Origin of the sequence: Teredinibacter turnerae T7901 (genome assembly GCF_000023025.1) — a bacterium.
Taxonomy (GTDB): domain Bacteria; phylum Pseudomonadota; class Gammaproteobacteria; order Pseudomonadales; family Cellvibrionaceae; genus Teredinibacter; species Teredinibacter turnerae_B.
Genome location: NC_012997.1, coordinates 2,738,511 through 2,751,177, shown reverse-complemented (window position 1 = coordinate 2,751,177; position 12,667 = coordinate 2,738,511). Strand labels below are relative to the sequence as shown.

Below are 12,667 nucleotides of genomic sequence, written 5' to 3'. Positions count from 1 at the left end.
GTCTAGGGGTTAACCTTTTCGCTGGCCTTGAGGCGGTACGCGCGAAGTACTCGGACCGGGTAATTTGGCGCTTCTGGGTAGGCGCGGTATATGCCGCGGGGTTCCTTTTCAATTTTTTTCACATTTTCGAAGCCTTCGACCACTTTGCCAAACACTGTGTATCCCGCTTTATCGCCATCGGGGTCTAGGTGTGGGTTATTGGCCACATTGATAAAAAACTGCGATGTCGCGCTGTCCGGGTCAGACACCCGCGCCATGGAAAGTGTGCCTTCGAGATTTTTTAAACCGTTGGCAGACTCATTTACCACAGGATCTTTTGTTTCCTTGTGTTTAAAGTCGTAGGTCAGGCCGCCGCCCTGCACCACAAACCCGGGAATGACACGGTGAAAAATGGTTCCCACATAAAACTCACTATCAACATAGCTCAAAAAGTTCGCCACCGTTTTTGGTGCTTCGTCGGCAAACAGTTCGATAGTTATCTTGCCCAGGTCTGTTTCGAACACAACTTGCGGGTTATCTTTTGCTTCTTTTTTTGCGGCAGCTGCACTCCCGATAACGCAGAACGCAGCGAATACCAGCCCAATAAAACGCACATGTTTTAGCATGGATATAAAGTCTCTAATGGTAGGTCGTTAAAATTAGCGCCATTCGGAGTGGCGTTTTTTGACTGTGAGCGCAGGCACAATCAACGCGGTCAATATACCTATGATGATCAAACCTGCGCCATACAGCATGAACTTAACGCTGGTATCACCCTTGATATTTTCATTTTCGGCGATAAGCACATCATTTTGCGTTTGCAGTAATTGCTGGCGTTCGAGCAGCTCGGTGTAGCGTTTTTCCAGATCAATAGCGCCGGCAGAGAGGGTTTTTATGTTCTGCAGCTCTTCTGCCATTTCCCGCTCCGCGCTTTGTGCGCTATCGCTGGTTTGTTGCAGCGTTTGAGCTTGCTTTTTTAAATTGCTGACTTCCTGTTGCAGGCGCGCATTTTCTTCGTTGGCGCGCTTCAGTTGCGATTCCATTTTCGCGGCGACGCGGCTTGCCGTCTCATTCTCTTGTAAATACTGGCTGCGAATCCATCCTTCGACGCCTTGTGGCGTGCGTACCTTTACCCATTCTTCGGAACTGCCGGCCTCCAGAATAGTCAGGGGTGTACCACTGCGTATACCCTTGTTTATGATGCGATACTCGTTGCCTTCGCCGCTGCGCAGCGGCACGTGCAGAATATCGGTGACGTATTGTTGTTCGTCTTGTGCATGGGTAGAGATAGAAAGCAGCACACTACCTGAAACAAGGGTGGCTAAATATACGCAATTCCTTAAACGTTGTTTCAGACTCATGATCGATTCCCGTCGCGCTCGTTTATGGCAGTACTTTTTTGAATGGCTTAACCACCACTTTGGCATAGACACCTGCGTCTATGTAGGGGTCGGTGTCTGCCCAGGTTTGCGCGGCTGCGAGCGATTCAAACTCCGCGACAATTAAGCTACCGGAAAATCCGGCTTCGCCGGGGTTCTCGGCGTCTATTGCCGGGTGAGGGCCAGCCAGAACCAGGCGCCCCTCGTCGCGCAGTGCCTGAATGCGTTCAAGATGTTTGGGGCGGACGGATAGGCGCTTCGCGAGGCTGTCTTCAATATCTTCACTTATTATGGCGTATAGCATGGTGGTATCCCCTGTTTTTATTAGTTGCGATGGCTTATTGGCAGTCTATTACGCCGATGGTTCGGCGTTGTTATCTGTTTTTTCGCTGGGATCGACAAAAACGTCCTCCAGACTCAAGCCTGCCAGCGCCTTGATTTGGCGAAACAGATAGAAGAGTGCGCCGAACAAAACAAGCATCGATGGAATGGTAATTACCGGAAGGCTTAACGCCGTCATGGTGCCGAGCTCCGCGTTAAACTCTTCTGTGCCTGGTGTGCTGACCAATACAATTTTAGCCAATACGTAGTTCAACACCGAACTCAGCAAAAAAGAGCCTGCAATCATGTAGGAGGCGTACACCAATGTACGTTCAAATGCCGCCCGGTTACCGCGCTCTTCCAACGCGTGATGCACTTTATCGGTTTGCAAAATGGCGTCGTTAAACAAAAAAGTTTTTACTAAAGGGTAGGGGGTTTTGAGCGATATCAGGGTGGCGGCGCCAAACAGCAGCGGAATCGCGGCTTCTTTGATCGCAATATATTTTGGGTCCAGTTGGAGCAGGCTCATGCCGCCAGTCAGAATCACACTGAGCACACCAAAAGCGGAGAAAAAGTTGACCTTGCGGGTGCGGACGAAATCATAAATTCCGTAAACAATCGGAAACGCCAGTGCAACTATGAGCCCGAGTTTGGGGCCGAGGTAGTCTGCACCGCTGAACTTTACCAGTATCACAGTAGGGATAATGACGTTGATCAGCAGGTTAACAAAAGGGTTTTCTTTTTTATCGGTCTTCGCCATGGTTCAACAACTCCTACTTGGTAGGCGCGAATGCTAACAGGAATGGCATGCACTGTTAACTCGAAATCCGCCAGCACCTGGCCGACAGTTTCCGGTACACTCGAACTTTCAATAAGTTTAAGACAGGCATCATCTTTTGCAGGTTTATGATCTTCACAGCCACAGCAGCCACTCGGATGGTGTTCTCAGCCCAGTTGAGCTGGTGGTGCGGGCAAAATCCAAACAAGTGGATGTATTGGCGCTTACCGATCACGATACGGTGAGTGGCCTTGAAGCGGCAGCAAAACAAGCCACAATTGAAGGTATCGACCTTATCCCCGGTATTGAGTTCTCGAGCCAGTGGAATGGTTGCGGTGTTCATATTGTAGGCTTGTCACTGGACCTGGGTTTGCCAGACATTCATGCCGCGGTTGCAGATGTTCAGCATCGCCGTCAGCAGAGGGCTGAAGCCATCGCTGAAAAACTCGCTAAAGCGGGGATAGCTGGCGCACTTGCAGGGGCAACCGATCTAGCGTGTGGCGAGACGCTGGGGCGCCCACATTTCGCACGTTATCTGGTACGGGAAGGTCACGTGAGCAATGTGAACCAGGCGTTCAAGCGGTATCTGGGGGCAGGGAAGCCGTGCGATGTGAAGAACGTATGGCCGTCTGTTGAGGAGGTCGTCCACTGGGTGGTGTCAGCCGGGGGGATCCCGGTACTCGCGCACCCTGCAAAATACAAAATGACGCGAACCAAGCTTTGCCGCCTCGTCGATTGCTTTACCGCCAGCGGTGGATTGGCTTTGGAAGTCGTAAATGGCAGGCAGGCTGTCGGAATGGCAGATAATCTTGCTAAAATCGCAATCCAATATGGCTTGGCCGCTTCAATTGGAAGCGATTTCCATCTTCCAGACCAACCCTGGCAGGAGCTCGGCTGCAGCGGCAGCTTGCCTGCGCAGGTGAGGCCTGTATGGGAACTTTGGTAAGGCGCAAGCCCGAATACTTTGAGCAACAAGGAAAACGAATGGCGCAGTTTTTTTCAATCCATCCGGAAAACCCACAAGCGAGACTTATCAGCCAGGCTGTCGACATCCTGCGGCGAGGTGGTTTGATTGTGTATCCGACGGATTCAGCATACGCGCTGGGCTGCCATATTGGCGACAAGCTCGCGCTGGACCGGATTCGCGCGCTCCGTCAGCTGGATAAACATCATAACTTCACCTTGATGTGTAGGGATCTGTCCGAGCTGGCGAACTACGCTCGCGTAGACAACACGGCCTATCGGATTATTAAAAGCCATACGCCCGGGCCGTTTACATTTATTCTCAATGCCACCTCCGAGGTCCCCCGGCGGCTGCAACACCCAAAACGTAAAACGCTCGGTATGAGGGTGCCAGACAACGCTATTGCACTGGCTCTGCTGGAAGAGTTGGGTGAACCACTAATGAGCAGCTCGTTGATTTTGCCCGGTGACACATTGCCGCTCACCGACCCGTACGATATCCGCGATACCCTTGAGCATCAATGCGAGCTGGTTATCGACGGTGGCTTTTGCGGTCTTGAGCCCACCAGTGTGATTGATCTCACCGGCGATGAGCCGCAGGTTATGCGCGAAGGGTGCGGCGATATCAGCGACTTCCGCTGATTCTTCAACGGTCAGCGCTAGCCTGCCAGCCAAAATTGGGCATGGCGCGCGATCTACTGAGCAGCTGCTAGGTCTATCATTTTCTCTGGCGTAGCTATAGCGGCATGAGTGCCGCTATAATGCGCGGTCATTTTTTTAGTTACACTTGAGGATTACTCTTGTCGGGAGTTGAAACACACGAAATTGCCAGCGCGGAGCCCGTACCCGTTGCTGAGCACGAGCAACACCCGCCGCAGGGAGAGCCACACCCGGAACAGGAAGAAATGCCTTTTGCGATAGTGCAGGGCAAAGCGTTTACCCAGATTCCCAAAGACCTCTACATCCCACCTGATGCACTCGAAGTTTTTCTCGAGGCGTTCGAAGGTCCCCTCGACTTACTGTTGTATCTCATCCGAAGGCAGAATCTTGATATTCTGGAAATCGACGTTTCAGAGATAACGCAGCAATATGTGACTTACGTCGAAATGATGGAGGCGATGCAATTCGAATTGGCAGCGGAATATCTGGTGATGGCAGCGATGCTTGCGGAAATCAAATCACGCATGTTGTTGCCGCGCTCATCGGAGGGCGACGAGGAAGAGGAAGACGATCCGCGCGCAAATCTGATTCGGCGCTTGCAAGAGTACGAACGCTTTAAACAGGCGGCGGAGGACATCGATTCTCTGCCTCGCCTGCATCGCGACACGCATATTGCCAAGGCTCAGGGGCCCGATAGAAACCTTACCCGTCCGGACCCGGATGTGGACCTGAAAGAAATCCTGGTAGCGCTCGCCGAAGTCTTGCGCCGCGCAGATATGTTCGAAAGCCACCACGTGGAAAAAGAAAAACTGTCGACGCGCGAGCGGATGACCCAGGTGCTCGACAAGCTTTCCGGGCAACAATTCGTGCCTTTTGTGAGCTTGTTCAGTGTCTCTGAAGGGCGCCTGGGCGTGGTTGTGACATTCCTCGCTGTTATGGAATTGATCAAGGAATCGCTAGTGGAAATCGTACAGACTGAATCTTTCGGCCCAATTCACGTTAAGGCACGATCTGAATAAAAGCAATGAGTCACGAAATAGACCAATTAAAATTTATCGTTGAAGGCGCCGTTTTGGCGGCGGGTGAGCCAGTAACACTCGATCGCTTGCTCACCCTGTTCGATGAAAACGAAACCCCCACAAAAGACGCGCTGCGCGAGGCAATCGCTGCTATCCAAACCGACTGCGAAGGCCGAGGTTTTCAACTTATCGAAGTTGCGAGCGGCTACCGATTTCAAGTGAAAGAAGACTTGGCTGTATGGATAAATCGCTTGTGGGAAGAAAAGCCGCAAAAGTACTCGCGTGCACTGCTGGAAACTCTCGCACTGATTGCCTATCGCCAACCCATTACTCGTGGTGATATTGAAGAAGTGCGTGGGGTGGCGGTGAGTAGCCATATTATTAAAACGCTGGCAGAAAGAGATTGGGTAAAAGTGGTAGGCCATCGGGATGTCCCTGGCCGACCTGCGCTTTACGCTACAACCCGGCAATTTCTCGACTACTTTAATTTGAAGAGCCTCGACGAACTACCCACGCTTGGCGAGTTGCGTGATATAGACAGTCTCAACGAAACACTGGAATTCGATAGTCTTCCACCTGAAGTGCAGGAAAGTGTAATGGCGGCGGCTAATGCGGCTGAACATGCAGAGGGTACCGTGCCGGAGGGTGAGTCGGCCGATGGCACAGAAACTGCCGACGATACAGAAAGCACAGAAGGTGATAACGATACTGACGGCGCTGGTAAGGACGCATCTGGAGAGGAGCGGGTTTCGGATATTGACCTAGGCGAACCAACAACTGATACCGAAAATATGCCCTCTGCGGACGAAGATGATGCTCAGCATATCGAGCCAACTGCGCATGAGGACAGCGCCCCGAATGAACTAGATAACGATGCTGCCCGCAGCATAGGCGACGAAGGTGAAGACGATTCGTCTCTAGTGGGTGATTTCGATGAGCACGCTGAGATCGCCAATGTCCCGTTCGCATCGGAAGACGATGCTGAGCAGGAGTACGATCTTGGAGGGTTGTTCCCAGAGGACGGCGGCTCGCAGGACTATGAGGACCGCGATAAAGTCGAAGATGCATTTGACGATGAAGGTAACGCTAGTGACGTCGACGACCTTACTGTTGATGATATCGCTGAATCTGATGATTCTGATGACGCAAAAGCGGACGCTGACGGGCGAAATACCAGTAATCTCACGCTGTCCAGCACCCAGTATGACTCCTTGTTTGATAGCGTGAATGAGGCGCCAGAAGACGAAAATACTGAATCGGAAATGACTAATACTGCCGACGAGGCAGCAAACCAGAGCCGTAACAATCGGCCTGACGAGTAAAACAGGATATATGACAGAACAAGTGAACGAACCCCAAGGTGAAAAATTACAGAAAGTCCTCGCGCGCGCTGGTCTCGGATCGCGTCGTGAAATGGAACGTCTGATCAGTCTTGGAAAAGTAAGCGTGAACGGCGCGACCGCGCGTCTTGGCGATCGAGTTGGTGCAGAGGATAAAATCGAATACGACGGCAAGCGAATACAGGCCGCACCTGTGGTCAAGCAGCGTACCCGGGTGATTTTGTACAATAAACCCGAAGGACAGATTTGCTCGAGAAACGACCCGGAAGGGCGCCCAACGGTTTACGACAATCTGCCTAAGATTGCCCAAAGCCGCTGGATATCCGTGGGTCGGTTAGATTTCAACACAAGTGGGTTGTTGTTGTTTACCAACGATGGAGAATTGGCCAATAAGCTGATGCACCCATCCACCGGGATCGACCGGGAATACCTGGTACGCATTCAGGGTGAAGTAGACAACGATATGCTTCAGCGCCTGCGGGACGGTGTGCTACTCGAGGACGGAATTGCGCGTTTCACGGATATCGTCGAAGGCCAGAAAGAAAGTAAGAATCGCTGGTTTTATTGCGTTGTGATGGAAGGTCGCAATCGAGAAGTCCGACGTTTGTGGGAATCACAGGAGGTGCGGGTCAGCCGCTTAAAACGTGTGCGCTACGGTAATATATTCATTCCATCGCACGTGCGTGCTGGTCAGTGGGTCGAGCTTACCGAGAAAGATGTGGGTGAATTGTGCGATACAGCCGGCCTGGCGCCGCCGCCCAAACCAAAATACTCCCCTGAGCTGCGCCGCAGTCGCGAGCGTCACCAGCGAAAATTGCGCAAAGCCAATACATCTCGCACCCGGCGCTAAGCGTCGGTCCACTTTCCGCTGGCGAGATTAGTCTTTATTTTTCTGCGCCAGTCGTTGTGCACGCCTTTCCTGCCAGCGCTGGATAACATGCCAGCGCCACGTCCACTGAATAATCAGAAATCCGAGGCAGCCGAAAAACAGGCTGGCGATTAAGCTGCCCAGTAACAAAGGCTCCCAGATGGCGGCAAACTCAGTCGCGAACCACTGCCAGCTCATTTCGAAGTGAAACGGCTTGGGTTCAAGCTGCATTAACTTCACGCCGAGTTTGTAGGTGGCGAAATAGATGACAGGGAAGGTGAACGGATTGCTGATCCACACCAGCGCAACCGATATTGGCAGATTGCAACGGAAAAATAACGCACCCAGCGCAGCGAGTGGAATCTGTCCAAGTACGGGCAAAAATGCGCAAAAAAGACCCACAAAAAATGCGACTGATACAGAGTGCCTGTTCAAGTGAAACAAGTTAGGGTCGTGGAGCAGTGCGCCAAGAAAATTGAGCGCTTTAATATTTCGGATTTTTGCGGGGTCGGGACTCCAGCGTTTAAAGAGCTTGCGCGGCATAAGCAGGTTTGGTCCTACGGCGATCAATGGGCTGCATGAACGAGGCTAAATTAAGCGGGCTATATCTCTGCGAAATACACGTGTGATGATCACGCGGGATGGTCTCTAAAGGGGCTGGTATTATGCCGACAGCATGCTCGCTTGGCTACTGTTATCCGAAAAGCGGCGGTGTTTAACAATAATCGACAGCGTGATTGAAAAGGATTTTTCATGATCTTACCGAGCGCCAGGATGGCGATTCTCCAGTCACCTACAATGTTGCTGTTCAGTATTGCCGCTGGCTTACTGACACCCGCATTGTTACAGGTACACCTTTATACCCTCGAACGTGTTGTCCAAGCGGGTTCCATCGCTACCTTGTTGATGTTTTGTTGCTGGTGGATTCTTCGCTCTCAGTGGCGCAAATTACTGTTGCTGATCGGCATTTATCTAGCAGCCCTGAGCGTTCAGGGGGCGCTGCTGATTACACGGATTGATGAGCAAATTCCAACGGGCCTTGAAGGGCAAACCCTGGCGATTCGTTTTGTGGTGGAATCGTTGCCGGTGGTTAAAGCCCGCGGCGACAATCGCTTTGTAACCCAGTTTTACGGCCGCGTAACCCAGCTTGGCTCGGGTGAACAGAACGGCCGCCTGCTTGGCAAACGCTTGCGGTTAAGTTGGTATGCCACCGGTCAACCCGTGAATCTGTCACCTGGCGAAAACTGGCAGGCAAAGGTTCGATTGAGACGGCCCCGCGGCAGCGTTAATCCAGGCGGATTTGATTACCAGGCCTGGCTGCTCAGCCGTAAAATCAGTGCGACGGGTTATGTGTACTCCCAAGCTGGCGTTGTGCAGTTGGAGCAGAGGCACGAATGGCCGGGAAAATGGGGTGTGCAACGGGCTCGCCAGACACTTGCACGCGTATTATTCGACAACTGGGCGTCACCGCAAATAGGCCTGCTGCGCGCGTTACTCATCGGAGATCAGTCCGCAATCACTCAAGATCAGTGGGATGTTTTGCGGGCGACCGGCACAGTACACCTAATGGCGATCTCAGGGCTTCATATCGGCTTGATGGCTACAATCGGCTTTGCGATAGGTGCTGGATTCGCGCGGGTTCTTGCCGTCTATCGACCGGCCGGTGTGACCTGGCTAGCCCCAGTGTTTGCAAACGCATTCGCATTTTTCTATGCAGCGCTTGCGGGGTTTGAGATCCCCACCCAGCGCGCATGCATCATGGTGTTTTGTTTCAGTTTGGTCGCGTGGCGTGGTCGGCAAGTCAACTTTTGGCTGATTTACAGCTTCGCACTGATTGGCGTACTGGCAATCGATCCGTTTGCGCCAGTTAGCGGCGGTTTTTGGCTGAGCTTCGCAGCTGTCGCTGTGCTGGGGCTGGGTTTGCTTGGCCGCGCGCCCCGGGATGGTGCCGTGTTCTCACTGGTTAAGGTGCAGGCGCTTTTGCTGGTCGGTATGTCTATACCCCTCACTCTAATCGGTTTACCCGTGCCTGTACTCGGAGCGGTGGCTAACCTTGTCGCGGTACCAGTGGTTTCTTTCGTTGTTGTACCGGCACTGATGTTAGCAGGGCTGATGAGCATTACTGGTTTTTCCGGCGGCGATACACTGCTAAATCTGGCGCTACAGGTCATGCAGATACTGTGGTCAATACTTTCCTGGCTGCACGCTACGGGGTCACGGGTAAATGAATTACCTGTGACGCCTTTTCAGGGGGGAGGGATGCGTGTTGGTATTGGTGTTGTCGCGTTGATATTTATTCTTGCTCCGCGCGGTTCTCACCTCCGCTTGCCAGGTGGGGCGTTGTTGTTGCTGTTTTTGTTTCACCGGCCGCCGCCGTTACCGCTGTTGCGTGTAACTCATCTCGATGTGCAGCAAGGGCTGGCGGTGATCATCGAAGCGGGAGACTACACGCTTGTATACGATACCGGTGCCCGTTACTCGCCGGAGTTTGATATGGGCGACCGCGTAGTCGCACCTTACCTAGCCTATGTCGGTCGCCGACAGGTTGATCGCGTGGTGATCAGTCATCGCGATAACGACCACGCTGGCGGCTTTGCCGGGCTAAGCGGCGCTGTTTCGGTTGCTAGTGTGCTCGCCGGTGAGCCCGATCAATTACCGCGCACAAAACATACACCGTTTCCTTGCGAACAGGGCCAGCACTGGCAGGCGAACCGCGTAGAGTTTGAGGTGGTCTGGCCCCCCTCGCACTTTACCGACGCGAAGCCTAATAATCACTCATGTGTCTTGGTAGTGCGGTATGGGAGCACGGTAATACTTATTGCAGGCGACATTGAGCAGTCGGTCGAAGCTGACTTGCTAACGGCGGGAATACTCCCAAGTAAAATCAGTCTTCTTAGCGTGCCGCACCACGGTAGTAAAACTTCCTCTTCAGTCCAATTTGTATCACAACTGGACCCAGAATTTGCCGTAATCAGCGCAGGCTTTAACAACCGCTACGGCCACCCCCACAAAGACATTAGTCGCAGGTATTCACAGCAGGGCGCGCGAATATTCCGCACCGATCTCGACGGTGGAATTTCCTTTAGTTTACAAGCAGATGGCGTTTATCACATTGAAGGGGAGCGGCATCGTCTACCGCGGCCCTGGTTCGATTGAGCGATAGTTTTTAGCGTGAACAGGAGCTGCAAAACAGCGCAGAATTCATCTTATGGATCGGTTATCATAGCCGCCCTTCGGCGCAATGCCGTCGTTTCCAAAAAAGGAGTCACCTGTGTTAGAAATTTATAGCGCTGGCGGAATACTGATGTATCCGATTCTGCTGTGTTCGATTGCGGTAGTTGCGATTAGTATTGAACGGTTCTGGACCTTAAATTCGCAAAAAATAGCACCACGTCACCAGTTAGGCGAGGTTTGGAACTGGTTGCAAAAAAACCAGCTGGATGCAGAGAAACTTAAACAGCTTCGCCAGTCCTCCAAGCTCGGGCGAATTTTAGCCGCGGGATTGAGTAATTCTCGCCACGGTCGCGATGTGATGAAAGACAGCATTCAGGAAGCCGCCAACCAGGTTATTCACGATATGGAGCGCTACCTCGGCGCACTCGGTACCATTGCGGCAATCGCACCGCTACTGGGACTGCTCGGCACAGTGATCGGCATGATTAACGTTTTTACCGCGCTAAATCTGGAGGGGACTGGCAACGCTGGCGCGCTTGCCGGAGGCATTTCTGAAGCGTTAATTACGACTGCGGCAGGTTTGTGCGTTGCCATTCCGGCGATGATTGCGCACCGCTTTTTTGTTCGCCGCGTTGACACGCTGGTTGTCACCATGGAGCAGGAAGCGGTAAAACTGGTAGATGCACTGCACAATGATCGGCGCGTCGACGTGAAGGTTGCGTAATTATGCAGTTTAAGCGACAAGTTAAAACCGAAGACAGTATTAACCTGACGCCATTAATCGACGTCGTATTTCTACTGCTGATCTTCTTTATGGTGTCGACAACCTTTACCAAGGAGACCCACCTCAAAATCGATCTGCCCGAAGCCGTTGGCGAGCTGCAAACAGTCAAGGCGGACCAGATCGAAGTGGTAATCAATGCTCAAGGCGGTCTAGCCATTAACGGCCGCAGCCTGGTTAACTCGCGAACCAACACTCTGCGGGCAGCGATTGAAGAGGTGTCGCAGGGCGACTCCAGTATGCCAATGATTATCACTGGTGACGCAGCAACTCCCTATCAGGCGATTATTTCCGTGATGGATCTCGCGGGTCAGATGGGGTTTGCCAACTTGAGCCTTACCACTCAGCAACCGCAAGAGGGCGGCGATACCGGTGGCGCGCAATAAGTCTGCACTACAGGCGTTTGTTGAGCAGCGTTGGTACCATCGGCCAGGACTGCTGGGTTTGCTCACGCCGCTTGAGGGCTTGTTTATCGCAGCCTCCAGGCGCCGGCGCCAACAAGCAGCAGGTGTCGAATTCGGCGTTCCAGTGGTTGTGGTTGGCAATATCTCCGTGGGCGGTACCGGCAAAACGCCGGTGGTTAAAGCACTTGTAGCCCACTTGCGAGCGTTGGGCCGCCACCCTGGCGTTGTCTCTCGCGGTTACGGGCGTGCAACTACAGGCGTCCTGATGGTCGAAAGGGCCAGCACCGCATGCCAGGTTGGGGATGAGCCGCTCGAAATCCAGCGCAGTTGCGATGTTCCAACAGTGGTAGGCGAGGATAGGGTGGCGGCCGTGGAGTTTTTGCTCGCACAGGCAGCTTGTGATGTGGTGATTTCCGACGACGGGCTCCAGCATTATCGCTTGGCCCGTCAGTTCGAGATTGCTGTGATCGACGGCAGCAAAGGTTTGGGCAATGGTCATTGTTTACCGGTTGGGCCCTTGCGAGAACCGCCGCACAGGTTGGCTGAAGTAGATGCTGTACTTATAAGTGGCGCTAACAGCCCGGTTCCATATGTGCCCGCAGCGGCAACTGTTTTTAGGTATATCGTAAAGCCGGACAAGCTGGTTAATGTTAAGTCTGGCGAGGTCCGCCCGGTTAATTTGATCACCAGCTTTGAAAAATTTACAGCGGTTGCCGGGATTGGTAACCCGGAAAAGTTTTTTGCGACGTTAACAGACCTGCTTCCCCCTGAGTCCCCCGCCTTTGCGCGCAAACAATTTGCCGATCATCACCAGTTCACCGAGGCGGATTTCCGTGATTTAGACCGGGATACTGCGTTGGTGATGACCGAAAAAGACGCGGTCAAATGCGTTGAATTTGCGCGCGATAACTGGTGGTATCTCGCCGTCGATGCTGTGTTGGATACGTGCTTTTACACGCTTCTTGGCCGTGCTCTGAGCCAGCCCATTTCCGATTAGAAAC

At 52.8% G+C, this 12,667-nt stretch carries 14 protein-coding genes; 9 read left to right on the top strand and 5 right to left on the bottom strand.

What is annotated here, in order from left to right; translation table 11 throughout:
• Positions 1 to 2 precede the first annotated feature (2 nt).
• The 4 genes from TERTU_RS10970 to TERTU_RS10955 are packed head-to-tail and all read right to left on the bottom strand — an operon-like array spanning position 3 to position 2,439.
• Positions 3 to 605, bottom strand: coding sequence for a peptidylprolyl isomerase (locus TERTU_RS10970; protein WP_015818702.1), 603 nt, complete (start codon positions 603 to 605; stop codon positions 3 to 5).
• A gap of 33 nt (positions 606 to 638) precedes the next feature.
• Positions 639 to 1,340, bottom strand: a complete 702-nt coding sequence (locus tag TERTU_RS10965) for a TIGR04211 family SH3 domain-containing protein (RefSeq protein WP_041590207.1) — start codon at positions 1,338 to 1,340, stop codon at positions 639 to 641.
• A 22-nt stretch (positions 1,341 to 1,362) separates the two neighbouring features.
• Positions 1,363 to 1,662, bottom strand: a complete 300-nt coding sequence (locus tag TERTU_RS10960; RefSeq protein WP_015817569.1) for a YciI family protein — start codon at positions 1,660 to 1,662, stop codon at positions 1,363 to 1,365.
• A 48-nt stretch (positions 1,663 to 1,710) separates the two neighbouring features.
• A complete protein-coding gene (locus tag TERTU_RS10955; RefSeq protein ID WP_015820662.1) occupies positions 1,711 to 2,439 on the bottom strand; it encodes a VC0807 family protein in 729 nt (242 codons plus the stop codon).
• A 136-nt stretch (positions 2,440 to 2,575) separates the two neighbouring features.
• Here TERTU_RS10955 and TERTU_RS10950 point away from each other — a divergent pair, with 136 nt between their 5' ends.
• From TERTU_RS10950 to rluB, 5 genes are all read left to right on the top strand, one after another.
• On the top strand, positions 2,576 to 3,403 hold the full coding sequence (locus tag TERTU_RS10950; protein WP_015820088.1) for a PHP domain-containing protein: 828 nt from the start codon (positions 2,576 to 2,578) through the stop codon (positions 3,401 to 3,403).
• 38 nt (positions 3,404 to 3,441) lie between these two features.
• Positions 3,442 to 4,062, top strand: coding sequence for an L-threonylcarbamoyladenylate synthase (locus tag TERTU_RS10945; RefSeq protein ID WP_037988023.1), 621 nt, complete (start codon positions 3,442 to 3,444; stop codon positions 4,060 to 4,062).
• 158 nt (positions 4,063 to 4,220) lie between these two features.
• The gene (locus tag TERTU_RS10940; RefSeq protein WP_015820022.1) at positions 4,221 to 5,099 is read left to right on the top strand and encodes a segregation and condensation protein A; all 879 of its coding nucleotides are present in this window, start codon (positions 4,221 to 4,223) and stop codon (positions 5,097 to 5,099) included.
• A gap of 5 nt (positions 5,100 to 5,104) precedes the next feature.
• A complete protein-coding gene (gene scpB, locus TERTU_RS10935) occupies positions 5,105 to 6,421 on the top strand; it encodes an SMC-Scp complex subunit ScpB (RefSeq protein WP_015817547.1) in 1,317 nt (438 codons plus the stop codon).
• Positions 6,422 to 6,431: 10 nt separating this feature from the next.
• Complete coding sequence (gene rluB, locus TERTU_RS10930) at positions 6,432 to 7,289, top strand: 23S rRNA pseudouridine(2605) synthase RluB (RefSeq protein WP_015818281.1); 858 nt, start codon at positions 6,432 to 6,434, stop codon at positions 7,287 to 7,289.
• Positions 7,290 to 7,316: 27 nt separating this feature from the next.
• On the opposite strand, the gene TERTU_RS10925 is transcribed toward rluB, so the two are convergent.
• Entirely contained in the window at positions 7,317 to 7,850 is a 534-nt protein-coding gene (locus TERTU_RS10925; protein WP_015820804.1) for a DUF2062 domain-containing protein, read from the bottom strand.
• A 210-nt stretch (positions 7,851 to 8,060) separates the two neighbouring features.
• Here TERTU_RS10925 and TERTU_RS10920 point away from each other — a divergent pair, with 210 nt between their 5' ends.
• The 4 genes from TERTU_RS10920 (at position 8,061) to lpxK (ending at position 12,663) form a co-directional block, all read left to right on the top strand.
• Positions 8,061 to 10,463 carry a DNA internalization-related competence protein ComEC/Rec2 gene (locus TERTU_RS10920; RefSeq protein WP_228378138.1) on the top strand — a complete coding sequence of 801 codons (2,403 nt, stop codon included), beginning with the start codon at positions 8,061 to 8,063 and terminating at the stop codon, positions 10,461 to 10,463.
• 115 nt (positions 10,464 to 10,578) lie between these two features.
• Entirely contained in the window at positions 10,579 to 11,205 is a 627-nt protein-coding gene (locus TERTU_RS10915; RefSeq protein WP_015819071.1) for a MotA/TolQ/ExbB proton channel family protein, read from the top strand.
• Positions 11,206 to 11,207: 2 nt separating this feature from the next.
• On the top strand, positions 11,208 to 11,648 hold the full coding sequence (locus TERTU_RS10910; RefSeq protein ID WP_015819514.1) for an ExbD/TolR family protein: 441 nt from the start codon (positions 11,208 to 11,210) through the stop codon (positions 11,646 to 11,648).
• Positions 11,635 to 12,663: a tetraacyldisaccharide 4'-kinase gene (gene lpxK, locus TERTU_RS10905; RefSeq protein WP_015818167.1), complete on the top strand. Its 1,029-nt coding sequence runs from the start codon at positions 11,635 to 11,637 to the stop codon at positions 12,661 to 12,663. Before TERTU_RS10910 ends, lpxK begins: the two co-directional genes overlap by 14 nt.
• The last annotated feature ends 4 nt before the right edge of the window (positions 12,664 to 12,667 follow it).

Excerpts from the sequence above, each read along its gene's own strand:
- TERTU_RS10970 (WP_015818702.1), bottom strand. The coding sequence starts at position 605 with ATGCTAAAACATGTGCGTTTTATTGGGCTGGTATTCGCTGCGTTCTGC.
- TERTU_RS10965 (WP_041590207.1), bottom strand. The coding sequence starts at position 1,340 with ATGAGTCTGAAACAACGTTTAAGGAATTGCGTATATTTAGCCACCCTT.
- TERTU_RS10960 (WP_015817569.1), bottom strand. The coding sequence starts at position 1,662 with ATGCTATACGCCATAATAAGTGAAGATATTGAAGACAGCCTCGCGAAG.
- TERTU_RS10955 (WP_015820662.1), bottom strand. The coding sequence starts at position 2,439 with ATGGCGAAGACCGATAAAAAAGAAAACCCTTTTGTTAACCTGCTGATC.
- TERTU_RS10945 (WP_037988023.1), top strand. The coding sequence starts at position 3,442 with ATGGCGCAGTTTTTTTCAATCCATCCGGAAAACCCACAAGCGAGACTT.
- scpB (WP_015817547.1), top strand. The coding sequence starts at position 5,105 with ATGAGTCACGAAATAGACCAATTAAAATTTATCGTTGAAGGCGCCGTT.
- rluB (WP_015818281.1), top strand. The coding sequence starts at position 6,432 with ATGACAGAACAAGTGAACGAACCCCAAGGTGAAAAATTACAGAAAGTC.
- TERTU_RS10925 (WP_015820804.1), bottom strand. The coding sequence starts at position 7,850 with ATGCCGCGCAAGCTCTTTAAACGCTGGAGTCCCGACCCCGCAAAAATC.
- TERTU_RS10920 (WP_228378138.1), top strand. The coding sequence starts at position 8,061 with ATGATCTTACCGAGCGCCAGGATGGCGATTCTCCAGTCACCTACAATG.
- TERTU_RS10910 (WP_015819514.1), top strand. The coding sequence starts at position 11,208 with ATGCAGTTTAAGCGACAAGTTAAAACCGAAGACAGTATTAACCTGACG.